We start from the raw sequence: 24,201 nt of genomic DNA, 5'->3' as shown, positions 1-24,201 counted from the left end.
GATCGGCTGTGGCCAGCAGGTCCGGGGCGGTCACAGGGCCCTTTCGGCGGCGAGCCGGCTCCTGCGGGATCTAGTGGAGCCGATGACCAGTGAAGGCTTTATGCCAGACGAAAAAAAGCCCGCAGTGTGGGCGGGCAAGGACCAAAGAAGCTATTTGCGCAGGATTCTTGGGGGGAAAGTCCTAGCTTCCTCTGTAGGTCGAATAGCTGTAAGGCGAGATCAGTAGCGGTACGTGATAGTGGTCCTGCTCGGCGCTGATGCCGAACCGCAGTACCACCACATCCAGGAACGCCGGCTGCGGCAGTTGCACACCACGGGCACGGTAGTAGTCACCGGCATGGAAGTGCAGCTGGTACACCCCGGAACGGTAGTCATCACCCTGCAGCAGCGGCGCATCGCAACGGCCATCGCTGTTGGTCAGGGTGCTGGCGACCAATTCCAGCTGGGCCCCTTCCACTCGATACAGCTCGACCTTGATAGCGCTGCCAGGGCAGCCATGTGCGGCATCCAAAACGTGTGTAGTCAAACGTCCCATTGATTCTGCGTGCCTGGCGCCTTCAAGCGTTCAGGCCTCGCGCCTCCCGGAGTCAGTAATTGAAGGAGACCGCAGCGTTTCGACCGGTGAAAAGCTGCGGCGAGAGCAAGATTAAGACATTTTTCAAAAAAATTGTACACAATAATAATCGCAAATATTCCCGGCCCCGCGACCCTTCGAATGCATCAGCGGATTTGCCTGTACGCCATAGCGACAGACGACTCGTCATCCATTAGCTGACCATCCAGGCAAGTTTCTTGCAGGTGACAGCCATAGCGATGAAAGCGGAAAAATGCAAAAAATCAGGCTTACAAAGTGAAGACAAACTTGTATACAATCATTCCATCGCAGTGACGCCCACCTGGCTTTCCGGCTTCAGGTTCCGCCACGCCACCGTTATCACGAATAAGAAGGAAGACTGCAGTGAGCGCTGACTACCCTCGCGACCTGATCGGTTACGGCTCCAACCCTCCTCACCCTCACTGGCCGGGCAATGCCCGCGTCGCCCTGTCCTTCGTGCTCAATTACGAAGAGGGCGGCGAGCGCAACATCCTTCATGGCGACAAGGAATCGGAAGCCTTCCTCTCGGAAATGGTCTCGGCGCAACCGCTGCAGGGCGAGCGCAACATGAGCATGGAATCGCTGTACGAGTATGGCAGCCGTGCCGGCGTCTGGCGGATTCTCAAGCTGTTCAAGGAATTCGACATTCCACTGACCATCTTCGCCGTGGCCATGGCCGCCCAGCGTCACCCGGACGTGATCCGCGCCATGGTCGAAGCCGGCCACGAGATCTGCAGCCACGGCTACCGCTGGATCGACTACCAGTACATGGACGAGGCCCAGGAACGCGAGCACATGCTCGAAGCGATCCGCATCCTCACCGAAATCACCGGCGAACGCCCACTGGGCTGGTACACCGGCCGCACCGGCCCGAACACCCGGCGCCTGGTGATGGAGGAAGGCGGCTTCCTCTATGACTGCGACACCTACGACGACGACCTGCCCTACTGGGAACCCAACAACCCCACCGGCAAGCCGCACCTGGTGATCCCCTACACCCTGGACACCAACGACATGCGCTTTACCCAGGTGCAGGGCTTCAACAAGGGCGACGACTTCTTCCAGTACCTGAAGGACGCCTTCGACGTGCTCTACGCCGAAGGTGCCGAAGCGCCGAAGATGCTTTCCATCGGCCTGCACTGCCGCCTGATCGGCCGCCCGGCGCGCCTGGCCTCACTCAAGCGCTTCCTCGAATACGTCAAGGGCCACGAGCAGGTGTGGTTCAGCCGCCGGGTGGACATCGCCCGTCACTGGCAACAGACCCACCCTTACCAGGGAGCGGCGAAATGACTGCCTTCCAGAGCCTCAAGCCCTCGACCCTGAGCCGCGAAGATTTCGTCAAGGCCTTCGCCGACATCTACGAACACTCGCCGTGGGTTGCCGAAAAGGCCTACGAACTGGGGCTCGACGCCTCCGTCGACCAGATCGAGACCCTGCACCAGCGCATGAGCGACATCCTGTTGAGCGCCGATCACGCCAGCCAGCTGGCACTGATCAACGCTCACCCGGACCTGGCCGGCAAAGCCGCCGTCCAGGGCCAGTTGACCGAAGCCAGTACCAATGAGCAGGCCGGCGCTGGCATTCACCAATGCACCGCCGAAGAGTTCCAGCGCTTCACCGAGCTCAACGACGCCTACAAGGCCAAGTTCAAGTTTCCCTTCATCATGGCGGTGAAGGGCAGCAATCGGCACCAGATCCTCGCCGCATTCGAAACCCGCATCCACAACTCGGTGGACACCGAGTTCAAATGCGCACTGGCAGAAATCAACAAGATCGCCCTGTTCCGCTTGCTGACCCTGTAGCGATTGCCCGCCTGGCCCGAGAAAGCACCTGCATCGATGCATTTCCCAGGGCCTCGCGAGCACCCCGGCCACTGAATTCAAGGCAGACAAGAAGAATGAAAACCAACGCCGTAGCTTTCGAGAAGTTCGTCAACCTGGCCGATGCCCGGCTGGGGACCAAGATCATCTCGGTCACCGATGACTGGTTCGCCGACGCCAACCGCCTGTTCCAACCGACTCCGGCGGTGTGGAAGGAAGGCGTATTCGATGACAACGGCAAGTGGATGGATGGCTGGGAATCACGCCGCAAGCGCTTCGAAGGCTACGACACTGCGGTCATCCGCCTCGGCGTGGCCGGCTCGATCAAGGGCGTGGACATCGACACTTCATTCTTCACCGGCAACTTCCCGCCCTCGGCCTCCCTGGAAGCCTGCTTCCTGGCCGCAGGCGAACCGGATGAAAACACCCAGTGGACCGAAGTGCTGTCGGCGGTGGAGTTGCAGGGCAACAGCCACCACTACCACGAGATCCACAACCACCAGCCGTTCAGCCACCTGCGCTTCAACATCTACCCCGATGGCGGCGTAGCACGGCTGCGGGTCTACGGCATTCCCTACCGCGACTGGTCGGCCATCGGCGACGACGAACAGGTCGACCTGGCTGCCGCCCTCAACGGCGGCCGCGCCCTGGCCTGCTCCGACGAGCACTTCGGGCGCATGGGCAACCTCCTCAACCCCGGCCGCGGCATCAACATGGGTGACGGTTGGGAAACCGCCCGGCGCCGTACTCCCGGCAACGACTGGGTGATCATCGCCCTGGGCCATGCCGGTGAAATCGAAAAGATCATCGTCGACACCCTGCACTTCAAGGGCAACTACCCGGACAGCTGTTCGATCCAGGGCGCCTTCGTCAAGGGTGGCACCGACAGCCAGATCGAAACCCAGAGCCTGTTCTGGCGTGAACTGCTACCCAGCCAGAAGTTGGAAATGCACGCCGAACACAGTTTCGTCGAACAGATCAGGGCACTGGGGGCTATTACCCACGTGCGCCTGAATGTATTCCCGGACGGTGGCGTCAGCCGCCTGCGACTGCTGGGCAAGGTCAAAAAATAAAGGGTCGCGCAGCGCGCGGGCGACCGGTTTGCCCGCAGTAGCCACGGACCAGACAACAACGAACTCGAGATAAGAAGAACAGCATGCGCACATTAGTGATTGAGCCCCTGAGCAAAGAAGCCTTCGCCCCTTTCGGTGACGTAATCGAGACCGACGGCAGCGATCACTTCATGATCAACAACGGTTCGACCATGCGCTTCCACCGCCTGGCAACGGTCGAGACCGCTCAGCCGGAAGACCAGGCCATCATCAGCATCTTCCGCGCCGACGCGCTGGACATGCCGCTGACCATCCGCATGCTGGAACGCCATCCGCTGGGCAGCCAGGCTTTCATCCCGCTGCTCGGCAATCCCTTTCTGATCGTGGTCGCGCCACTTGGCGATGAACCTGTATCGGGCTTGGTCCGTGCCTTTGTCAGTAATGGCAGGCAGGGCATTAATTACCATCGCGGCGTCTGGCACCACCCGGTGCTGACGATCGAAAAGCGGGATGACTTCCTGGTGGTTGATCGCAGTGGCACTGGCAATAACTGCGATGAGCATTTCTTCAAAGAGGATGAGCGTTTGATCCTCGCCCCCCACCAATAAGAGAAGGTCTGATCACCCGACAACAAGGGTGGCAGGCAAGAGGTAAAGACTGTGGAAGCACATCTGTTGGAATGGCTCAACCTGAGCGTGCGTTGGGTACATATGATCACTGGTGTGGCCTGGATCGGCGCATCGTTCTATTTCGTCTGGCTGGAGAACAACCTCAACCGCGTCAACCCCAAGGACGGCCTGTCCGGCGACCTCTGGGCGATTCACGGCGGTGGTATCTATCACCTGGAAAAATACAAGCTGGCACCGCCCTCGATGCCGGAGAACCTGCACTGGTTCAAATGGGAAGCCTACTTCACCTGGATGTCCGGGATTGCCCTGCTGTGCCTGGTGTTCTACTTCAACCCGATGCTCTACCTGGTTGCCCCCGGCAGCGGCCTGACCGGCCCTGAAGGCGTGGCCATCGGTATCGGTGCGTTGATCGCCGGCTGGTTCGTCTATGACTTCCTCTGCGATTCGCCACTGGGCAAGAAACCCGCCCTGCTCGGCTTCATCCTGTTCCTCCTGCTGATCGGCGCTGCCTATGGCTTCAGCAAGGTGTTCAGTGGCCGTGGCGCGTACCTGCATGTGGGCGCCATCATCGGCACCATCATGGTGGGCAACGTGTTCCGCATCATCATGCCGGCCCAGCGCGCGCTGGTGGCAGCGATCGCGGAAAACCGCACCCCCGACCCGACCCTGCCGGCCAAGGGCCTGCTGCGCTCGCGTCACAACAACTACTTCACCCTGCCCGTGCTGTTCATCATGATCAGCAACCACTTCCCGAGCACCTACGGCAGCCAGTACAACTGGTTGATCCTGGCCGGGATCGCGGTCCTGGCGGTATTGGTGCGTCATTACTTCAACACCCGTCATGACAGCCACAAGTTCGCCTGGACCCTGCCCGTCGCGGCACTGGGCATGATCTGCCTGGCCTACGTGACCGGCCCGACCCCAGCGCCAAGCGCTCCGGAAGTGGCCAAGGCCCAGACCCAGTACCAGCCATTGCCGGAAACCGCCCTGGGCGGCAAGCCGGCAACCTCGGCTGCGACAGAGGCACCGGCCGCTCCAGCCGCTGCGGCAACGGCTCCGGCCAGTGCCCCGGCGCAGGCGGCCAATGCCGGCCCGTCCTTCGACAAGGTGCATAGCGTGATCCAGGAGCGTTGCGCGGTCTGCCATTCGGCCAAGCCCACCAGCCCCCTGTTCAGCGCAGCACCGGCAGGGGTGATGTTCGACACTCCTGAGCAGATCCGCCTGCAAGCCGCGCGGATCCAGGCCCAGGCCGTCGCCAGCCAGATCATGCCGCTGGGCAACATCACCCAGATGACCCAGCAGGAACGCGAGCTGGTCGGTGCCTGGATTACCCAGGGAGCCCAGACCAACTGATCAGCCTGGTACCCGGCTGATTCGCGAGCAAGCTCGCTCCTACAGAACCGCAATTGTCTGTAGGAGCGGGCTTTCTTGCCATCAGTCAGAAGATTCGCCTGTTGCAAACACGTTGCGCGTAAAGACGCAGCGGTTAAATCACAAGAATAAAAAGATCCGAGGTGTTGCATGTCCGATTCATCCGAACAGTGCGTCCCCGATGCGCCCGCCATTCAGCGCTTGCCCTTCCTGCAACTGATCCTGGTCGGCCTGCAGCACGTCCTGCTGATGTATGGCGGTGCAATCGCGGTACCGCTGATCATCGGACAGGCCGCTGGCCTGAGTCGTGAAGAAATCGCCTTCCTGATCAATGCCGACCTGCTGGTTGCCGGGATCGCCACCATCGTCCAGTCAATGGGCATCGGCCCCATGGGCATTCGCATGCCGGTGATGATGGGGGCCAGCTTCGCCGCGGTGGGCAGCATGGTGGCCATGGCCGGCATGCCCGGCATCGGCATGCAGGGAATTTTCGGCGCAACCATCGCCGCCGGTTTCTTCGGCATGCTGATCGCGCCGTTCATGTCCAAGGTGGTGCGCTTCTTCCCGCCGCTGGTCACTGGCACGGTCATCACCTCGATCGGTCTCTCGCTGTTTCCCGTGGCGGTGAACTGGGCAGGCGGCGGCAGCAGCGCAGCCCAGTTCGGCTCGCCCATCTACCTGACCATCGCCGCCCTGGTGCTGGGTACCATCCTGCTGATCCACCGCTTCATGCGCGGCTTCTGGGTGAACATCTCGGTACTGATCGGCATGGGCCTGGGCTACATCCTCTGTGGCCTGATCGGTATGGTCGACCTCAGCGGCATGGCCCAGGCGCCCTGGCTGCAGGTGGTCACACCGCTGCACTTCGGCATGCCGCAGTTCCACCTGGCCCCGATCCTCTCCATGTGCCTGGTGGTGGTGATCATCTTCGTCGAGTCCACCGGGATGTTCCTGGCCCTGGGCAAGATCACCGGCCAGGAGGTCACCCCACGCATGCTGCGTCGCGGCTTGCTGTGTGATGCCGGGGCATCGTTCTTCGCTGGCTTCCTCAACACCTTCACCCACTCCTCCTTTGCCCAGAACATCGGCCTGGTGCAGATGACCGGCGTGCGCTGCCGTTCCGTGACCATGGTCGCCGGCGGCCTGCTGATCGTCCTCAGCCTGCTGCCCAAGGCGGCGTTCCTGGTGGCGTCGATTCCACCAGCGGTGCTGGGGGGCGCGGCCATCGCCATGTTCGGCATGGTGGCTGCGACCGGGATCAAGATCCTCCAGGAAGCCGACATCGCCGACCGGCGCAATCAGTTGCTGGTGGCCGTGAGCATCGGCATGGGCCTGATTCCCGTGGTGCGCCCGGAGTTCTTCGCCCACCTGCCCCTGTGGATGAGCCCCATCACCCACAGTGGCATCGCCATGGCGACCTTGAGTGCGCTGGTGCTGAACCTGCTGTTCAACATTCTCGGGGGCAGCGAGCGCGCGGCCAGCAATGCGCAACACGCCCATCAACACTGAGTCACCAGCAGGGTGCCGGTTCGGCGCCCTGACCTTGCTTCACCGTTCATGCTTGACCGCAGCGCTCGCCCACTCAGGATCGAGCGCTGCCCATTAGACGCTGCGCCTTGAAAATAAGAACAAACAGGGAGCAACACCTATGCAGCCTGCCCAGGCTTTCCTGGCGGTGGCCGCTGGACGGCCATTAGCGCCATGCAATCCCCCTGACGGCCGCCAGTCATTGGCACTCTATTGCCCTTCAATGCGGATGCTTGCCTGAGATGGCCCGCATACCCGCCCCAAAGTGGTTGCAAGTGCGCCGTTGCGGAGCACTTGAGCCCTGCCGTGAGAGCCAGTATTCTCCGCGGCCGCGCAAGTCTGGTCTAAAAAAAAGCCCGGATGAAAAACCTGACCCAAGAGCCAACTTATCCCGGCCTGGACAGGTAACAAGGCGCAAGAAAACATCGCGAAAAACACTCTCGCCCGGCGGTATCGCTACAGCCGGACGGGAGTTTTTTGCTTTTTTTCGGCCTTGGCTCAGCTCTTGCTAACAGCAACAAAGCTGACCGATCGGATGGTTTTTTGCAGCAACGAAAAAAGGCGCCAAACCAGAGCGCCAAGCCAAAAAAACGTGGAACTACCTACTTGGGAGCAACCGAATGAAACCGATGTGCAAGAGCCTGATGTTGGCCGCCAGCTTGCTGGCCGGGGAGCAGGCCGTGGCTGGCGACCTGTTGCAATGGCAGAACAACAGCCTGACTTACTTGTATGGCAAGAACTTCGAAGTTAACCCGCAGATTCAACAGACGGTCACTTTCGAACATGCCGATGCCTGGAAGTACGGGGATAACTTTTTCTTCCTCGACCGCATCTTCTATAACGGCAAGGAAGACGGCAACGTCGGCCCGGACACTTACTACGGCGAGTTCACGCCACGCCTGTCGTTCGGCAAGATCTTCGACCAGAAACTTGAATTCGGCCCGATCAAGGACGTGCTCCTGGCGTTCACCTACGAGTTTGGCGAAGGCGACAACGAGTCCTACCTGATCGGCCCGGGCTTCGACCTGGCAGTCCCTGGCTTCGACTATTTCCAGCTGAACTTCTACCAGCGCCACACCGAGGGCAGCCGCCCGGGCGACAACGTCTGGCAGATCACGCCAGTGTGGTCCTACACCATTCCCGTGGGCCGTTCGGACATCCTGATCGACGGCTACATGGACTGGGTGGTGGACAACGACCAGAACGCCAAGGGTACCTACCACGCCAACCTGCACTTCAACCCGCAGATCAAGTACGACCTGGGCAAGGCGCTGAATTGGGGCGCCAAGCAGCTGTACGTCGGCTTCGAGTACGACTACTGGAAGAACAAGTACGGTATCGAGGACTCGCGCAACTTCGAGACCAACCAGGACACCGCCAGCCTGCTGGTCAAGTACCACTTCTGATGCTTGGCTGATGCCGCCTGCGCCCCTCCATGGAGGGGCGCAGGCGGTATTTGCCATCAGGCAATGCGTGAACCGGAATCCCGCCAGAATGCCGGATCGGCACTCTTGAGCCGCTCCACCGCGTTGTGGATGTGGCTCAGCGCCGCTTGCCTCGCCCCTTCGACATCCCGCGCCGCAATCGCCCGATAGACCGCCAGATGCTCGGCACGCACCGTGCGCGCCAGATCCTTGCGCCGTTCCTCATTGGAGCGGGTGATACGAATCGCTTCCTTGATGAATTGCGCAATGAATTCATGCAGGGAGGGGTACAGCGGGTTACCGGTGGCCTGGGAAATCGACAGGTGGAACGCCAGGTCCTGCTCCACCCCATCCTGACCCGCCTGCTCGGCGCTATCGATAGCCAGCAGCGCCTGATGAATCGCCTCTAACTGCGAAGGGGTATGGCGCTGGGCCGCCAGGGCCGCCGCCTCGCCTTCGATACCACGACGCAGTTCGGTGACCCTGAGCACCGCCTCGATCGAGCCACGTACGTCCAGGTCGATAGTGAACGCCTTGATATGGGCGCCCTCGCACACCACGGTGCCGCTGCCTTGGCGCACCTCCACCAGGCCCGCCGACTTCAAGCGCGATATGGCCTCGCGGATGACGGTGCGGCTGACGCCGAAACGCTCGCACAGAACCGGTTCGGTGGGCAGGCGCGCTCCCGGCAGGACTTCGCCATTGGCGATGTGTGCCTTGAGCGCCGCAGTCACCTGGTCCGCCAGCGTGCCCTTGGCCGAATCCTTGAGCGTCGCCAGGGAATCGGCGGCGGGGAAAGCGTTATCAGGCTTGGACATGGGCATCTCGGTAGTCAAATTGGCTAACGGTACTGCATTTCAGGCACGCCGTCCTGCCCGAAGCCCGTCATTGAATTCGTATGATGTATTATGTTATCTAAGCCATGTCAGCAAGTCCGATAAAAACAAAATCACCCAAATACAAGAAACAAGGATGGGTAAAGACATGCCTGAATCACTGTCGCAAACCACCTCGGCCCCGGTCACCGCCTCCTTCGAGGACCTGGCCTACCGTAAAGTCGCCTGGCGCATCCTGCCGCTACTGTTGCTGTGCTACCTGGTGGCCTATCTGGACCGGGTCAACGTCGGCTTCGCCAAGCTGCAGATGTCCGAAGACCTGCAGTTTTCCGAAGCGGTCTATGGCCTGGGCGCCGGGATCTTCTTCATTGCCTACTTTCTGGTGGAGATCCCCAGCAACCTGATCCTGCATCGAGTCGGCGCGCGGCTGTGGATCGCGCGCATCATGATCAGCTGGGGCCTCATTTCCTCGTGCATGGCCTTCGTCAGCACCCCCACTTCCTTCTATGTCATGCGCTTTCTGCTGGGCATCGCCGAGGCCGGGTTCTACCCGGGGGTGATCCTCTACCTGTCGTACTGGTTCCCCTCCAACCGCCGCGGCAAGATGTACGCACTGTTCGCTACCGCCGTGCCGCTTTCGGGGCTGATCGGCGCACCGCTATCCGGGTGGATCATGAGCGCCCTCAATGGCCATCACGGTTTCGCCGGCTGGCAGTGGATGTTCTTTCTCGAAGGCCTGCCCTCGATTCTGGTGGGCGGCCTGGTGATCTACTGCCTCAGCGACCGGATCGCCGACGCCGGCTGGCTGACCCGGGAACAGAAGACCCTGCTGCAGAGCAGGATCGAAGCCGAAACCGACGGCCACCAGGTACACAGCGTGCGCCAAGTGTTCGGTCAGCCGCGGATCTGGCTGCTGACCGCCATCTACTTCTGCATGATCGCCGGCTTCTACACCGTCGGTTTCTGGCTGCCCTCCTTGATTCGCCAGGCAGGCGTCAGCGACGTCTTCCAGGTCGGCATGCTCACCGCGATTCCCTATGCCGCAGCGGCGCTGACCATGGTGCTGATATCCCGCAGTGCCGACCGCCTGCGCGAACGTCGCTGGCACCTGGCGCTGACCGCGGTGCTGGGTGGGGTGGGGCTGATGATTTCCGCCACCTGGAGCGACAACTTCACAGTGTCGATGATCGGCCTGACCCTGGGGGCCATGGGCGCCTTCAGCACCCTGCCACTGTTCTGGAGCCTGCCCACTGCCTTTCTCGGCGGCACCGCAGCGGCAGCCGGGATTGCCCTGATCAACTCCTGGGGCAACCTCGCCGGGTTCGTTTCACCCTACCTGATGGGCTTTCTCAAGGACCTGACCCAGAGCACCACCATCGGCATGTACGTGATGGCCAGTGCGCTGTTCGTCGGAGCCCTGCTGGTCTTCAAGATCCCCGGAAAACTGGTCAATCGCTGATAGTTGGAGTCACTCATGAATATTCTTGTCACCGGCGCCGCCGGGTTTCTCGGACGCCGCCTGATCCAGGCCCTGCTCGAGCGCGGCTCACTCACCGACCGTCACGGCCAGTTGCACCCCATTCAGCGGATTACCGCGTTCGACCGTGAACCCGTGCAAGGCCTCGACGACCCTCGGGTCCTGGTCAAGGGTGGGGATATCACCGATCCCCAGGTCCTGGCGAACCTGATCGACGCCGACACCCAGAGCATCTTTCACCTGGCCGCAGTGGTCTCCAGCCAGGCAGAAAGCGATTTCGATCTGGGCATGCGCGTCAACTTCAGCGCCACCCAGGGACTGCTGGAACGCGCGCGACAGTTGGGTACTTGCCCGAAGTGGGTGATGACCAGCTCGGTGGCCGTCTTCGGTGGACAACTGCCGGACACCGTCGGCGATGATCAAGTCTGGTCACCCCAGAGTTCCTATGGCACCCAGAAAGCCATGAACGACCTGCTGCTGGCCGACTATAGCCGGCGCGGCTTCGTCGATGGCCGCAGCCTGCGCATGCCCACCATCGTCGTGCGCCCGGGCAAGCCGAATCTGGCGGCATCAAGCTTTGCCAGCGGCATCATCCGTGAGCCCCTCAACGGTCAGGCCAGTGTCTGCCCGGTGCCCTTGAACACCCGGCTATGGCTGATGTCACCGGCACAGGCCATTGCCAACCTGGTTCACGGTCATGAGCTGGCCGCCGAGCGCTTGAGCCAGGGCCGGGTGATCAACATGCCCGGTTTGTCACAGACAGTGGAGCAGATGATCGATGCGCTGCGCGAGGTGGCCGGTGACGCGGTGGCCCGGCAGGTTCAATTGCGGCCGGATGCAGCCATCGAGCGCATCGTCGGCTCTTGGCCGGGAGCGTTCAGCACACCTTATGCAAACCAACTGGGCTTCACCGCGGACCCGGACTTTGCCAGCGTGATCCGACAGTTCATCAGGGATTATCTGCATCGTTGAACAACGGACCGCCCCCAGGATGGCCTCCTTGAGCTGGAGGCCGTCCTCGCTGGGTTTGCCACAAGACCTGCAAGCACTACCAGCTGTAGCTCAGGTTCAACTGCCCGCCGTAACCGTACTCGCTGGCGCTTCCCGAATGGCCGAATAGATGACTGGATAGCTCCACATCCCGAGCGACCCGCACCTGGGCTCCGACCTTCAACTCCAGAGCATCCCGCGATGGCCTGGCATCGAAGCTGTTACTCCCCATCCGTACCGACGGCACCGCCTCGCTATGCAGCCAGTTGGTTTCGACAAAGGGTCGCAGCACCGATTCATCGGCTGCCTGACCAGGCTGCTGGTAGAGCCGCACGCCAATACTGGAGCGCCAGGCATCGGCAGTGCCATTGCGCAACCGCGTATCCCGCAAGTCTGCGGCCCTGGCGGTATAACGGCTATAGATCAGCTGCCCGCGAGGCTCCACCACCCAGGCCCGGAAGGGAGAATCAGCGGCAAATGGCGCCAATGCATACCCGGACTCCAGGGAGGCCGACCATAGGTTCGAATCATAATCGGCGGACCCCAGTTCACTGCTCAGCCGGTTGGTATAGCGACCATACTGCAACCAGGTGTCGACATAGGCGCCCAGCCGGTTCACGTCATCCGCATAGAAAGTGCCATACACGCCCGCCGAATAACCCGAGACCTTGCCATGGGCCTTCGCGCGAACAGCAGTATTGGTGTCGCGGCGCATCAATGTGGAGGTCGAGTCGATGCGCGCGTCGCCATAGCCCGCCATGAGCCCGGCATAGAGCGCACCTTGCGCGCCCACCGGCCGGCGCAGCAACGCCCCGCCCATCTGCACCACATCGCTGCTGGAATCGATATCGACCTTGCCTTCGGCCATGCGCATGCCCTTGTCATGCCGCCCCTGGGCCCGCATCCAGAGTCCCGAATCCTGGCGGTCGGCCCCCAGGCTGCGCTTGCTTGCACGGTCCTGCAGGCCATGGTCGAACATTGTCCTGGTGGCCTGCTGGGTGCCGATATATGCCCCGCCTTCCGGTGCCACCTGGCTGGCTTCTGAGGTCAGGTACCAGTCATTCGTGTTGCCCGAGATGCCACCTTGCACCAGGCTGTACTCATAGCCATTGATCGAAAGGCTGCCGACGCTCCAACGATAACCGCTGGAGCCCGTGTCCAGGTAGAAGGCGTCGGCTGCGATGGTTCCGCCATTGATCGCCTGCACCAGGGGGATCCCCTCCTGCGTCAGCCCCCCCTTACCGCCAGCGTTGAGCACTCGCACTGCGGTTCGGCCACTGACCGTTCCACCATCGATGACCAGCCGGTCGCTGGGGGACGTGTCGCCGCCCAGGTGGGTGCTGAATACCATCGTGCCATTACCGATGTAGTCGTTAACGGTCAGGGTCTGGAAACCGGCTGCGCCGAACACCAGCGTACCGTTGTTGGTCAAGGTGCCCAGTGTCGAGTCACTGCGTATGTTCCAGCGGCTGCTGTCATCGAGCAGCAAGCTGTTGATCCGCCCCCCGCTCTCGGCCCGCAGAGCCCCCGTCAATTCCGAGCCGGCGCTGAGGCTCAGGTCCACACTGCCGTTCTGGGCAAGGACATCGCCCACCAGCGTCGAGCCGCTGGCCTCGACACTGACCTGGCCGGTATCGACGGGAACATTGTTCAACACTGCCTGGCGGGTCTGCAGAAAGATGCCCTGGGCCTCCTGCCCATCGGCACGCGCAACAATGCTCGAGTTCATCAGGGTGAACTGATGATCGCCGCCACTGGCCAGCAAGCCTGCGCCATCCTGGGTACTGATCTGACTGCCGGTCAGCGAAAGGCTATTGCTCGCCGTCCCGCTGTTGACATAACTCCAGACGCCAGACGCCAGGTCCCCGTGAGTGGCCAGCCGGGAGTTCTCCAAAGTTGCCACCGCACCATTGCCCAGTGCCAGGGCGGACGCACCGTTGCCGTTGGTGATGACCTCGGTGCTACTGACGGCCAGACGCGCATCGTCCGCCCGCACGAACAGACCATGGGCCGCTTGCCCATGGGTGACGACCTCAGACTGTGCCAGGCGCAGGTCGGCTCCCGTAGTTTGTGCCAGGGCGCCGAAGGATCCGGCGCCAAAGGTTTCAATCCTGATATTGCTCGCCTCAATGCTGGCATCGCTGTCGAACTGGTTGTACAGGTACAAACCCAGCGAATTCGCACCATGAGTGGTGATGCTGCCGTTGCTCAGCGTCGCCTGGCCGGCCCGGTTATCCAGCCCGTGGGCAAACTGGGCGCCGTAGGTGTCGATGCTGAAGCGATCGGCCACCAGCTTCGTCTCGGGCATGAACATCCATATTCCGCCTGCTTGAGCTCCAGAGGAGCTGATGCGGACGTTATTCAACGTGGCGCTGGCGGCGTCGCCATTGAGGTTGAGCCCATAGCCATTGCTGGAGCTCAGCGTTGCATCGCGAATATCGGCTGACGAGCCAACGCCGTCGAAGTCGTACCCCAGAAATACTGCGTCCTCGTGGGCGGTGAGGCTGCCGCCAAGCATCGAGAATTTGCCACCATAAAGTCGGGCGCCGGAGTAACTGGCAGAAGTGCCATGGCTGTCGATGAAGGCCAGGCTTGACCCGGCCCCCCTGACATACAGAACCGAAGCGTCCTCGCCCGCCGTATTGATGGTGACCGCCTCCAGCGTCATTGAGGCGCGCTGGGACACCTCGGCGCCATATCCGCTGGCATTACTGGTAGAGATGCTCAGATTACGAGCTTCCAGAGCCGTTCCCGCACCCGAGGCGACCACGCCATGGCCATAGGTGCCGAGGGTGGTAATGCTGCCACCGTCAAGCGTGATACGGCCACCACCGTACGCGTATGCACCAAATGACTGCCGGGAAGTGAGCGAGGTGCCGGTGGCGACGATTTCACTGCCAGGACCACGGGCCTCGAGCGCGTAAGTGCGGTGGCTCAGTACCTGGCTATCCACCAGAGTCACGTGTCCACCATCGCTGGCGCTGACCCCGACCGTGAAGCTGCCGACCGGGGAACCGGCCTGGATATCAACCCCTTCGGCATTCAGGTTATTGCCCTTGGCCGAAATGTTGATCGCCGCCCCCGGGCCGTCATAGATCACGGAGTCGCCCGGATGCAGGCTCATCGAATCACCGCCAGCCGGATTGGAGAGATCAATCTGGCCGTACTCAGCAGCTCGCGCCTGGATCGACACAGCCACGAGGGACATCGTAAAAAGGCCCGACAGCGTCGAGCGGACCAATCGTTGCATGAGACTACCTACCACATTTGCGTCGCAGGCTCCTCAAGACAATGTCCACAATTGACAGCAAATGGCCGTAGAAAGCAGGAGGAACCGCGATGATGATCGACATTGATCACCACCATCATCCAAGCGATCCCGAACCTTTGTAATCAGATTGATCTCAAAAGACTGCACCGGCCCTCGGCAGCGCCGGCAATAGAGAGCAGGAAGGGCTGCGCGCATTGTTCCGCACGCAGGCGCGTGCATGCTCCCAAGCGGATTCAGGCCCGTGGCGCGCGCGCCAGCCCAAGGAAGCGCGCCAGCTCCTCGCGCTTGGCCAGGGCGTCACTGCGGCCCAGCTCGATCAGCTCGTTGCAGTAGGGCGCTTCGAACAGCAGATAGCTCAAGACCCCTGCGCCGCTGGTGCGGGTCGCCCCGGGCCCACGCAGGAATACACGCAACGCTGCCGGCAGCTCATGCCGATGACGAGCGGCAATCTCGTCGATGGGCTGGCTGGGGGCAATCACCAGTACTTCCACTGGAGCAATGCCCAGGGCGCGGTCGGCCGCACTGCCGGGCAGCAACCGGCTGAAGTGATTGAGCCGCTCCAGCAATTCGATATCGCTTTCCAGGCTGTCAATGAAGGTGCTGTTGAGCATGTGCCCGCCAATCTGCGCCAGGGTCGGCTCCTGACCGGTATAGGTCCGCTGCCCGGCACTCTCCGGATCGTTGCCCCGCGGGTTGCCGCTGACGCCCACCACCAGCACACGGCTGGCCCCCAGGTGCAGGGCCGGGCTGATAGGCGCCGACTGGCGCACCGCCCCATCGCCGAAATACTCCTGGTCGAGCTTCACCGGCGCGAACAGCAAGGGGATCGCCGAACTGGCCAGCAAGTGGTCCACCGTCAGATGGGTGGGAATGCCGATCCGTCGATGCCGCAGCCAGGGATCGATCACCCCGCCCCCTTGATAGAAGGTCACCGCCTGGCCGGATTCGTAGCCGAACGCGGTTACCGCCACAGCGTGCAATTGGCCCTGGGCAATCGCGTCGTTGATGCCCGACAGGTGCATGTGTTCGTTGAGCAGCTCGCGCAGCGGCGAGTTGTTGATCAGCGCCACCGGCACCTGGGCACCCAGCCCCAGCAGGCTGTGGCCGACAAAGCGGCTGGCCTGGCGAATGACCCCGGGCCAGTCGCTGCGCATTACCTGATCACTGCGAAAGTTGCGCCAGAACGCCGTGAGGCGCTGGATCGCCGCAGAAAAGTCCGCGGCGCCACTGGCCAGGCTGACGGCATTGATGGCCCCCGCTGAAGTGCCGACGATCACCGGGAACGGGTTGCGCGCCCCCGGGCCCAGCAACTCGGCAATCGCCGCCAGCACGCCGACTTGATAAGCGGCCCGGGCACCACCGCCGGAAAGAATCAAACCTGTTACCGGTCCAGCACTCATTGCTTCACTCCATCCATGGCGTACCAGGGCCGCTCATCAAGGCCAGAGGGTCAACCGCGCTTCTTATAGAGCTTGGGCTCGCCTGGCGGCCGGCTCTTGAAGCGACGGTGAGCCCAGAGGTACTGCTCGGGGCAGGCGCGCAAGGCGGTTTCCACCCACTGATTGATCCGCAGGCAATCCTCCTCTTCGGTGGCGCCGGGAAAATCCGTCAGGGGGGCATGGATCACCAGACGGTACCCACTGCCATCGGCCAGGCGTTCCTGGGTGAAAGGCACCACCAGCGCCTTGCCCAGGCGGGCGAACTTGCTGGTAGCGGTGACCGTCGCAGCCTGGATACCGAACAGCGGCACGAAAACGCTCTGCTTGGCGCCATAGTCCTGGTCCGGCGCATACCAGATCGCCCGTCCGGACCGCAGCAGCTTGAGCATGCCGCGCACGTCGTCGCGCTCCACCGCTAGGGAATCGAGGTTGTGGCGCTCGCGCCCGCGGCGCTGGATGAAGTCGAACAGTGGGTTCTTGTGTTCGCGGTACATGCCATCGATGGTGTGTTGCTGGCCCAGCAGCGCCGCGCCGATCTCCAGGGTGGTGAAGTGCAGGGCCATGAGAATCACCCCATGACCGTCGCGCTGGGCCTGCTTGAGGTAGTCCAGCCCTTCGACATGGGCCAGCCGAGCCAGCCGCGGCTTGGACCACCACCAGCTCATGGCCATCTCGAAGAAGGCGATCCCGGTGGAGGCGAAGTTCTCCTTGAGCAGGCGTTTGCGTTCCGCGGCGGACTTTTCCGGGAAACACAGTTCCAGGTTGCGCTTGGCAATCCGCCGGCGCTCACCGGCCACCCGGTACATCAGCGCCCCGAGGGCGCGACCGATGTGCAGCAGTGCGGCATAGGGCAACTGGACGATCAGCCATAACACACCAAGCCCCAGCCACAGCGGCCAGAAACGTGGAGACAAGAATGCAGCTCGAAAACGCGGGCGATCCATTACAGATTCCGGGACAGACAACAAGGTCGCGCATTCTACATCGGTTCGACCTGGCTTGCGGGGCGCGGGCGATCTCGTTATAAGTCTCGGCACTTTTAGTGACAAGCCGCCTTCTGCAGACCATGAGCCAAACCGAATCGCTAGACCAAGATCCTGTGTTCCAGTTAAAGGGCAGCATGCTCGCCATCACCGTGCTGGAACTGGCCCGCAACGACCTCGAAGGCCTCGATCGCCAACTGGCCGCGAAAGTCGCCCAGGCGCCGAACTTCTTCAGCAACGCCCCGCTGGTACTGGCCCTGGACAAGCTGCCTGCTGGCGAAGGCTCGGTGGATCTGCCCGGGCTGATGCGCGTCTGCCGCCAGCACGGCCTGCGGACCCTGGCGATCCGCGCCAGCCGCATCGAAGACATTGCCGCGGCGATTGCCGTCGACCTGCCGGTGCTGCCGCCTTCCGGCGCCCGGGAGCGGCCGCTGGAGCCACCGGAAAGTGAAATCAAGAAGCCGGAAAAACCGCCGGAACCCACCATCAAACCGACTCGCATCATCACCTCGCCCGTACGCGGCGGGCAGCAGATCTATGCCCAGGGTGGCGATCTGGTAGTGGTGTCCTCGGTCAGCCCCGGTGCGGAACTTCTCGCCGATGGCAATATCCATGTATACGGCCCCATGCGCGGCCGCGCCCTGGCCGGAGTCAAGGGTGACACCAAGGCGCGGATTTTCTGTCAGCAATTGAGCGCTGAACTGATCTCCATTGCAGGCCAGTACAAGGTTTCCGAGGACCTGCGACGCGACCCTCTGTGGGGCTCCGGAGTCCAGGTCAGCCTGTCGGGTGACGTGTTGAACATCACACGTCTTTAACGGATACTGCCGCATTTTCCAAGCATCTCTAAAACGTAGCGAAAACGGCTCAAACGAAGTAGGAAATTGGCAATCAGCAGTGTTTATCGACGATAAACCCTGCCGCTGACCGAGCTCCAGCCAAGGCTGTCCGACTGCAGTAGTTTTCAAGAGATGTTTTTCAGGGGCTAAAAGTCCTTTTTCCTTAGGGGTGAAACACCTTGGCCAAGATTCTCGTGGTTACATCCGGCAAGGGTGGTGTGGGTAAAACCACCACCAGCGCCGCTATCGGTACCGGCCTCGCTCTGCGCGGCCACAAAACAGTGATCGTCGACTTCGACGTCGGCCTGCGTAACCTCGACCTGATCATGGGCTGCGAGCGTCGCGTGGTGTATGACTTCGTCAACGTGGTCAACGGCGAAGCCAACCTGCAGCAAGCCCTGATCAAAGACAAGCGCCTGGAAAACCTCTACGTACTGGCCGCCAGCCAGACCCGCGACAAAGACGCGCTGACCCTGGAAGGCGTGGAAAAGGTCCTGATGGAACTCAAGGAAACCTTCGAGTTCGTGGTCTGCGACTCCCCGGCCGGTATCGAGAAAGGCGCGCACCTGGCCATGTACTTCGCCGACGAAGCGATTGTCGTGACCAACCCTGAAGTGTCTTCGGTGCGTGACTCCGACCGTATGCTCGGCCTGCTGGCCAGCAAATCCCGTCGCGCCGAAAAGGGCGAGGACGCGATCAAGGAACACCTGCTGTTGACCCGCTACAACCCGGAGCGTGTCAGCAATGGCGAAATGCTCGGTGTTGAAGACGTCAAAGAAATTCTGGCAGTGACCCTGCTCGGCGTCATTCCGGAATCCCAGGCAGTGCTCAAGGCTTCCAACCAGGGCGTGCCGGTGATTCTCGACGACCAGAGTGATGCTGGCCAGGCCTACAGCGATGCGGTTGACCGCCTGCTGGGCAAAACCGTGGAGCACCGGTTCCTTGATGTCGAGAAGAAGGGATTCTTCGAGCGCCTGTTTGGAGGTAGATAATGAATCTTTTTGACTTCTTTCGTGCCAGCAAAAAGGTCAGCACCGCGTCGGTAGCGAAAGAGCGTCTACAGATCATCGTGGCGCATGAACGCGGCCAGCGCAGCACCCCTGATTACTTGCCCGCCTTGCAGAAGGAACTGGTGGAAGTGATCCGCAAGTACGTCAATATCGGGTCCGACGACGTGCACGTCGCTCTGGAAAACCAGGGCAGCTGCTCGATCCTGGAACTCAATATCACCCTGCCTGATCGCTGATTGATCCGACGGGAGCCACGGCGGCTCGCTGGCCTCATGCATTGCATGGAGGTTGGCGAGCCGCCGTTGGCGTTTGTTACGAGGCTGTTTCAATGCCGTTGTCGAATATCCACATCCTGCATCAGGACCCCGCCGTCCTGGTGGTGAACAAACCCACCCTGCTGCTTTCAGTCCCCGGTCGCGCCGACGACAACAAGGACTGCCTGATCACTCGCCTGCAGGAAAACGGCTACCCCGAAGCCCGTATCGTCCACCGGCTGGATTGGGAAACCTCGGGCATCATTCTCCTGGCCCGGGACGCTGATACCCATCGCGAACTGTCGCGACAGTTTCATGACCGCGAAACGGAAAAAGCCTACACCGCACTCTGCTGGGGCCAGCCGGAACTGGACAGCGGCAGCATTGACCTGCCCCTGCGCTACGACCCGCCCACCAAGCCCCGGCACGTGGTGGACCACGAATTCGGCAAGCATGCCCTGACCTTCTGGCGCGTCTTGGAACGCTGCGGCGATTGGTGCCGGGTCGAATTGACCCCCATCACCGGCCGCTCCCATCAGTTGCGGGTACACATGCTGTCCATCGGACACCCGCTGCTGGGCGATGGCCTGTACGCCCATCCCCAGGCGCTGGCGGCCTGGCCACGCCTGTGCCTGCACGCCAGCATGCTCAGCTTCACCCACCCCCAGACCGGCGAGCGCCTGCGCTTCGACTGCCCCGCTCCGTTCTGAGCGCACGCCGCCCAAGCCGGCTTGCGGGCAAAGGCCGCCCCAGCGGCCCTTGTTCGCCGGCAAGCCGGCTCCTACAAGGCACTCCTAATACGTTAAACTCGCGCCACTGCTGTCTGGAGCTACTTATGCGCGAAGAGTTGAACCAAGGCCTGATCGACTTTCTCAAGGCCTCCCCTACCCCTTTCCATGCCACTGCCAGCCTCGTTCAACGCCTGGAAGCGGCGGGTTACCAGCGCCTCGACGAGCGCGAGCCATGGACCACCGAAGCCAACGGCCGCTACTACGTCACTCGTAACGATTCCTCCATCGTCGCCTTCAAACTGGGCCGGCATTCGCCCCTGCAAGGCGGCATCCGCCTGGTAGGCGCCCACACCGACAGCCCCTGCCTGCGGGTCAAGCCCCAGCCGGAACTGCAACGCCAGGGCTTCTGGCAACTGGGCGTCGAAGTCTACGGCGGCGCATTGCTGGCTCCGTGGTTCGACCGCGACCTGTCCCTGGCCGGCCGCGTGACCTTCCGCCGCGACGGCAAGGTGGAAAGCCAACTGATCGACTTCAAGGCACCGATCGCGATCATTCCCAACCTGGCCATTCACCTCAACCGTGAAGCCAACCAGGGCTGGGCGATCAACGCGCAGAACGAACTGCCACCGATCCTGGCCCAGTTCGCCGGTGACGAACGGGTGGATTTCCGCGCGGTGTTGACCGACCAACTGGCCCGCGAGCATGGTCTGAACGCCGACGTGGTGCTGGACTACGAACTGAGCTTCTACGACACCCAGAGCGCCGCGGTGATAGGACTGCACGGTGACTTCATCGCCGGCGCACGCCTGGACAACCTGCTGTCCTGCTACGCCGGGCTGCAGGCCCTGCTGACGGCCGACAGCGATGAAACCTGCGTGCTGGTGTGCAACGACCACGAAGAAGTCGGCTCCTGCTCGGCCTGCGGCGCCGACGGCCCGATGCTCGAACAGACCCTGCGCCGCCTGTTGCCCGAAGGTGACGAATTCGTCCGTACCATTCAGAAGTCGCTGCTGATCTCCGCAGACAACGCCCACGGCGTGCACCCCAACTATGCCGACAAGCACGACGCCAACCACGGGCCGAAGCTCAATGCCGGCCCGGTGATCAAGGTCAACAGCAACCAGCGCTACGCCACCAACAGCGAAACCGCCGGCTTCTTCCGCCACCTGTGCATGGCCGAAGAAGTGCCGGTACAGAGCTTCGTGGTACGCAGCGACATGGGTTGCGGCTCGACCATCGGCCCTATCACCGCCAGCCATCTGGGGGTACGCACTGTGGACATCGGCCTGCCGACCTTCGCCATGCACTCGATCCGCGAGCTCTGTGGCAGCCATGACCTGGCTCATCTGGTGAAAGTGCTGAGCGCCTTCTACGCTAGCCACGAACTGCCATGAGGCAGAGGGCGGGCGCGTGGACACACGCCCGCCTGTTTCTGATGCACATCAACCCGGGCCGCGACAAAGCGACCTAGACTTACAGTTACTCCTCCTGACAAGGCTGTCGCCATGATCTCGATGTCTTCGTTCCACTCCATGCTCATCCCCATTCTCACGGGCATGATCCTGCTGGCCATCGGCTTCAACTTCCGGGACAAGAACCTCGGTGTGTTCAGCATGTGGATCGGCATGCTGCTGATTCTCGGCACCGTGGTCTACAAGATCCTGGCCAAGCTCGCGGAATAAATGCAGCACTCACCCTCGCATTGAATTTGGCGGCCTCGTACACTCGGTCGATCCATTTTCCCCGAGGTTGACCGCCCAGTGTTCGCTCGTCTTTTTGCCCTGCCCTGCTATGTGCTCGTCTGCCTGCTGACCCTGCTGCCCCTGGGGAGCGCCCAGGCGGTGGGCTTGCCTGGCTTGCTGGGCAACCAGACCAAGGCGCAGCCCCAGGCTGAGGAACCCCTGGGGCAATCCCTGGACGAGGTGATCAAGTCCCTGGAGAACGACCAGCAACGGACCAAGCTGCTGGCGGACCTGAAGAAACTGCGAGATGCCACGAAAAAAGCCCAGCCCACGCCAGAAGAAGGCGTACTGGGCCTGATCGGCGGCACCCTGTCGAACCTGGAAAAGCAATTCTCCGGGGCCGACAGCCCGGTTACCCGCTGGTCCGACGAGTTCGACCTGGCCAAGGAAGAACTCTCGGCACTGATGCTGCCAGCCAGCCAGTGGCTGCCGATCATCTTTGCCTTTGCCCTGATCCTCATGGTCTGGAGCCTGCTGGCAGCAGCGCTGATCTGGCTCAGCCACCGGGTGCGCCTGCGCTTCGGCCTGACCGAAGACCTGCCCCAGCACCCCAAGACCTGGGACCTGCTGCGCTTTGCCCTGCGCAAGCTCGGCCCCTGGCTGATCGCCCTGTTGATCACGGTCTACATGACCTACTCCCTGCCCTCTTCCCTGGGCAAGGACCTGGCCATGGTCCTGGCCTACGCCCTGGTGGTCGGCACCTGTTTCTCGGCGATCTGCGTGGTGGCGTTCTCCGTACTCGATGGCCCGCACCGCCATCGCGCCCTGTACATCCTGCGGCGCCAGGCCTTCCGCCCGCTGTGGTGGATCGGCAGCTTCGCCGCCTTTGGCGAGGCCCTGAGCGACCCACGCATGGTGGCCAGCCTGGGCCAGCACCTGGCCCATACCGCGGCGACCTTCGCCAATGTCATGGCGGCGCTGTCCACCGGCGTGTTCATCCTGCGTTTCCGCCGCCCCATCGCCCACCTGATCCGCAATCAGCCGCTGTCACGGCGCCTGACCCGCCGGGCCCTGAGCGACACCATCGAGATCATCGGCACCTTCTGGTACCTGCCGGCCCTGGTGCTAGTAGGTATCTCGCTGTTCGCCACCTTCGTTTCCGCCGGCGACACCAGCACCGCCCTGCGCCAGTCGTTGCTGTGCACGGTACTGCTGGTGCTGTGCATGGTGATCAACGGCCTGGTACGCCGCCATGCCCTCAAGCCCCAGCGCGGGCACAAACGCCATGCGCTGTACTCCGAGCGGCTGAAAAGCTTCTTCTACACCCTGGCTCACCTGGCGGTCTGGCTGGCATTCATCGAGCTCGGCCTGCGGGTCTGGGGCATGTCGCTGATCCGCTTCACCGAAGGCGATGGCCATGAAGTCAGCGTCAAGCTGTTCAGCCTCGGCGGCACCCTGATCTTTGCCTGGCTGATCTGGATTCTCAGCGACACCGCGGTGCATCACGCCCTGACCCGTTCGCGCAAGGGCCTGGCCAACGCGCGCGCGCAAACCATGATGCCGCTGATCCGCAACGTGCTGTTCGTGGCGATCTTCATCATTGCCACCATCGTTGCCCTGGCGAACATGGGCATGAACGTCACGCCGCTGCTGGCCGGTGCCGGTGTCATCGGCCTGGCCATCGGTTTCGGCGCCCAGTCCCTGGTAGCGGACTTGATCACCGGCCTGTTCATCATCATCGAGGACTCCCTGGCCATCGACGACTACGTCGATGTCGGCGGCCACCTGGGCACCGTCGAGGGCCTGACTATCCGTACCGTGCGCCTGCGGGACATCGACGGCATCGTGCACACCATCCCGTTCAGCGAAATCAAGAGCATCAAGAACTACTCCCGGGAGTTCGGCTACGCGATCTTCCGCGTGGCGATCCCGTACAACATGGAAATCGACGACGCAATCAAGCTGATGCGCGATGTCGGCCAGAAGATGCGCACCGACCCCCTGCAGCGCCGCAATATCTGGTCGCCGCTGGAAATCCAGGGGGTGGAGAGTTTCGAGTCCGGCAGCGCCATCCTCCGGGCCCGTTTCAAGACTGCACCGATCAAGCAGTGGGAAGTGTCCCGGGCGTTCAACCTGTCCCTCAAGCGTCACCTCGACGAAGCCGGGCTGGACCTGGCTACGCCGCGCATGAGCATCCAGGTGATCACCGCAGGCGGCGGCGCGGAAAAGGAGTGATCCTGTAGAAGCCGGCTTGCCGGCGAACGACACTGG

21 protein-coding genes are annotated in these 24,201 nt (G+C 62.1%); 16 read left to right on the top strand and 5 right to left on the bottom strand.

Features of this window, described 5'->3' with window-relative positions; all coding sequences use genetic code 11:
- Window positions 1–181 precede the first annotated feature (181 nt).
- A complete protein-coding gene (gene uraH / locus M2395_RS21880) occupies window positions 182–535 on the bottom strand; it encodes a hydroxyisourate hydrolase (protein WP_011062635.1) in 354 nt (117 codons plus the stop codon).
- Window positions 536–958: 423 nt separating this feature from the next.
- Between uraH and puuE the strand changes: the two genes are divergently transcribed.
- The 7 genes from puuE to M2395_RS21845 all read left to right on the top strand — a co-directional run bounded on the left by puuE (window position 959) and on the right by M2395_RS21845 (window position 8,400).
- The gene (puuE, locus tag M2395_RS21875) at window positions 959–1,885 is read left to right on the top strand and encodes an allantoinase PuuE (RefSeq protein WP_011062636.1); all 927 of its coding nucleotides are present in this window, start codon (window positions 959–961) and stop codon (window positions 1,883–1,885) included.
- Window positions 1,882–2,397, top strand: coding sequence for a 2-oxo-4-hydroxy-4-carboxy-5-ureidoimidazoline decarboxylase (uraD, locus tag M2395_RS21870; protein WP_011062637.1), 516 nt, complete (start codon window positions 1,882–1,884; stop codon window positions 2,395–2,397). The genes puuE and uraD overlap by 4 nt, the downstream gene beginning before the upstream one ends.
- Window positions 2,398–2,492: 95 nt before the next feature.
- Complete coding sequence (gene alc / locus M2395_RS21865; protein ID WP_041752465.1) at window positions 2,493–3,488, top strand: allantoicase; 996 nt, start codon at window positions 2,493–2,495, stop codon at window positions 3,486–3,488.
- An 83-nt stretch (window positions 3,489–3,571) separates the two neighbouring features.
- Window positions 3,572–4,075 carry an ureidoglycolate lyase gene (locus tag M2395_RS21860; RefSeq protein WP_011062639.1) on the top strand — a complete coding sequence of 168 codons (504 nt, stop codon included), beginning with the start codon at window positions 3,572–3,574 and terminating at the stop codon, window positions 4,073–4,075.
- A 51-nt stretch (window positions 4,076–4,126) separates the two neighbouring features.
- Window positions 4,127–5,449 carry a urate hydroxylase PuuD gene (locus M2395_RS21855; protein ID WP_015636602.1) on the top strand — a complete coding sequence of 441 codons (1,323 nt, stop codon included), beginning with the start codon at window positions 4,127–4,129 and terminating at the stop codon, window positions 5,447–5,449.
- Window positions 5,450–5,617: 168 nt separating this feature from the next.
- The gene (locus M2395_RS21850) at window positions 5,618–6,976 is read left to right on the top strand and encodes a nucleobase:cation symporter-2 family protein (protein WP_019093448.1); all 1,359 of its coding nucleotides are present in this window, start codon (window positions 5,618–5,620) and stop codon (window positions 6,974–6,976) included.
- A 638-nt stretch (window positions 6,977–7,614) separates the two neighbouring features.
- On the top strand, window positions 7,615–8,400 hold the full coding sequence (locus M2395_RS21845; RefSeq protein WP_077934612.1) for an outer membrane protein OmpK: 786 nt from the start codon (window positions 7,615–7,617) through the stop codon (window positions 8,398–8,400).
- Between the two features lie 56 nt (window positions 8,401–8,456).
- Here the strand turns inward: M2395_RS21845 and M2395_RS21840 are convergent, their stop codons facing one another.
- On the bottom strand, window positions 8,457–9,242 hold the full coding sequence (locus tag M2395_RS21840) for a FadR/GntR family transcriptional regulator (protein WP_019093447.1): 786 nt from the start codon (window positions 9,240–9,242) through the stop codon (window positions 8,457–8,459).
- Between the two features lie 160 nt (window positions 9,243–9,402).
- On the opposite strand from M2395_RS21840, the gene M2395_RS21835 reads away from it, so the two are divergent.
- Complete coding sequence (locus M2395_RS21835) at window positions 9,403–10,713, top strand: MFS transporter (protein WP_077934613.1); 1,311 nt, start codon at window positions 9,403–9,405, stop codon at window positions 10,711–10,713.
- A 15-nt stretch (window positions 10,714–10,728) separates the two neighbouring features.
- Window positions 10,729–11,703, top strand: a complete 975-nt coding sequence (denD, locus tag M2395_RS21830) for a D-erythronate dehydrogenase (protein ID WP_015636605.1) — start codon at window positions 10,729–10,731, stop codon at window positions 11,701–11,703.
- A gap of 76 nt (window positions 11,704–11,779) precedes the next feature.
- On the opposite strand, the gene M2395_RS21825 is transcribed toward denD, so the two are convergent.
- From M2395_RS21825 to M2395_RS21815, 3 genes are all read right to left on the bottom strand, one after another.
- Window positions 11,780–14,971: an autotransporter outer membrane beta-barrel domain-containing protein gene (locus M2395_RS21825; protein WP_233447091.1), complete on the bottom strand. Its 3,192-nt coding sequence runs from the start codon at window positions 14,969–14,971 to the stop codon at window positions 11,780–11,782.
- A gap of 254 nt (window positions 14,972–15,225) precedes the next feature.
- Complete coding sequence (locus M2395_RS21820; RefSeq protein WP_015636607.1) at window positions 15,226–16,392, bottom strand: patatin-like phospholipase family protein; 1,167 nt, start codon at window positions 16,390–16,392, stop codon at window positions 15,226–15,228.
- A 50-nt stretch (window positions 16,393–16,442) separates the two neighbouring features.
- Entirely contained in the window at window positions 16,443–17,375 is a 933-nt protein-coding gene (locus M2395_RS21815; protein ID WP_015636608.1) for a lipid A biosynthesis lauroyl acyltransferase, read from the bottom strand.
- A 122-nt stretch (window positions 17,376–17,497) separates the two neighbouring features.
- On the opposite strand from M2395_RS21815, the gene minC reads away from it, so the two are divergent.
- The 7 genes from minC (at window position 17,498) to M2395_RS21780 (ending at window position 24,165) form a co-directional block, all read left to right on the top strand.
- Window positions 17,498–18,232 carry a septum site-determining protein MinC gene (gene minC, locus M2395_RS21810; protein WP_011062649.1) on the top strand — a complete coding sequence of 245 codons (735 nt, stop codon included), beginning with the start codon at window positions 17,498–17,500 and terminating at the stop codon, window positions 18,230–18,232.
- 200 nt (window positions 18,233–18,432) lie between these two features.
- On the top strand, window positions 18,433–19,245 hold the full coding sequence (gene minD / locus M2395_RS21805) for a septum site-determining protein MinD (protein ID WP_011062650.1): 813 nt from the start codon (window positions 18,433–18,435) through the stop codon (window positions 19,243–19,245).
- Window positions 19,245–19,499, top strand: coding sequence for a cell division topological specificity factor MinE (minE, locus tag M2395_RS21800; RefSeq protein ID WP_007898843.1), 255 nt, complete (start codon window positions 19,245–19,247; stop codon window positions 19,497–19,499). Before minD ends, minE begins: the two co-directional genes overlap by 1 nt.
- Before the next feature lie 92 nt (window positions 19,500–19,591).
- Window positions 19,592–20,227, top strand: coding sequence for an RluA family pseudouridine synthase (locus M2395_RS21795; protein ID WP_102860792.1), 636 nt, complete (start codon window positions 19,592–19,594; stop codon window positions 20,225–20,227).
- A 125-nt stretch (window positions 20,228–20,352) separates the two neighbouring features.
- The gene (locus tag M2395_RS21790; RefSeq protein ID WP_041119454.1) at window positions 20,353–21,642 is read left to right on the top strand and encodes a M18 family aminopeptidase; all 1,290 of its coding nucleotides are present in this window, start codon (window positions 20,353–20,355) and stop codon (window positions 21,640–21,642) included.
- Window positions 21,643–21,753: 111 nt separating this feature from the next.
- Window positions 21,754–21,930 (top strand): hypothetical protein, encoded by a 177-nt coding sequence (locus M2395_RS21785; protein WP_011062653.1) that lies wholly within the window; start codon window positions 21,754–21,756, stop codon window positions 21,928–21,930.
- Between the two features lie 78 nt (window positions 21,931–22,008).
- Window positions 22,009–24,165 carry a mechanosensitive ion channel family protein gene (locus M2395_RS21780; protein ID WP_015636611.1) on the top strand — a complete coding sequence of 719 codons (2,157 nt, stop codon included), beginning with the start codon at window positions 22,009–22,011 and terminating at the stop codon, window positions 24,163–24,165.
- Window positions 24,166–24,201: the final 36 nt, after the last annotated feature.

This window comes from Pseudomonas sp. BIGb0176 (assembly GCF_024810175.1).
In the GTDB taxonomy this organism is placed as follows: domain Bacteria; phylum Pseudomonadota; class Gammaproteobacteria; order Pseudomonadales; family Pseudomonadaceae; genus Aquipseudomonas; species Aquipseudomonas protegens.
The sequence above is the reverse complement of the archived record's forward strand: the minus strand, read 5'-3'. Positions and strand labels throughout refer to the sequence as shown.

Coding starts and splice junctions, on each gene's coding strand:
- uraH (WP_011062635.1), bottom strand. CDS start 535: ATGGGACGTTTGACTACACACGTTTTGGATGCCGCACATGGCTGCCCT.
- uraD (WP_011062637.1), top strand. CDS start 1,882: ATGACTGCCTTCCAGAGCCTCAAGCCCTCGACCCTGAGCCGCGAAGAT.
- alc (WP_041752465.1), top strand. CDS start 2,493: ATGAAAACCAACGCCGTAGCTTTCGAGAAGTTCGTCAACCTGGCCGAT.
- M2395_RS21860 (WP_011062639.1), top strand. CDS start 3,572: ATGCGCACATTAGTGATTGAGCCCCTGAGCAAAGAAGCCTTCGCCCCT.
- M2395_RS21850 (WP_019093448.1), top strand. CDS start 5,618: ATGTCCGATTCATCCGAACAGTGCGTCCCCGATGCGCCCGCCATTCAG.
- M2395_RS21845 (WP_077934612.1), top strand. CDS start 7,615: ATGAAACCGATGTGCAAGAGCCTGATGTTGGCCGCCAGCTTGCTGGCC.
- M2395_RS21840 (WP_019093447.1), bottom strand. CDS start 9,242: ATGCCCATGTCCAAGCCTGATAACGCTTTCCCCGCCGCCGATTCCCTG.
- M2395_RS21835 (WP_077934613.1), top strand. CDS start 9,403: ATGCCTGAATCACTGTCGCAAACCACCTCGGCCCCGGTCACCGCCTCC.
- denD (WP_015636605.1), top strand. CDS start 10,729: ATGAATATTCTTGTCACCGGCGCCGCCGGGTTTCTCGGACGCCGCCTG.
- M2395_RS21825 (WP_233447091.1), bottom strand. CDS start 14,971: ATGCAACGATTGGTCCGCTCGACGCTGTCGGGCCTTTTTACGATGTCC.
- M2395_RS21820 (WP_015636607.1), bottom strand. CDS start 16,392: ATGAGTGCTGGACCGGTAACAGGTTTGATTCTTTCCGGCGGTGGTGCC.
- M2395_RS21815 (WP_015636608.1), bottom strand. CDS start 17,375: ATGGATCGCCCGCGTTTTCGAGCTGCATTCTTGTCTCCACGTTTCTGG.
- minC (WP_011062649.1), top strand. CDS start 17,498: ATGAGCCAAACCGAATCGCTAGACCAAGATCCTGTGTTCCAGTTAAAG.
- minE (WP_007898843.1), top strand. CDS start 19,245: ATGAATCTTTTTGACTTCTTTCGTGCCAGCAAAAAGGTCAGCACCGCG.
- M2395_RS21795 (WP_102860792.1), top strand. CDS start 19,592: ATGCCGTTGTCGAATATCCACATCCTGCATCAGGACCCCGCCGTCCTG.
- M2395_RS21790 (WP_041119454.1), top strand. CDS start 20,353: ATGCGCGAAGAGTTGAACCAAGGCCTGATCGACTTTCTCAAGGCCTCC.
- M2395_RS21785 (WP_011062653.1), top strand. CDS start 21,754: ATGATCTCGATGTCTTCGTTCCACTCCATGCTCATCCCCATTCTCACG.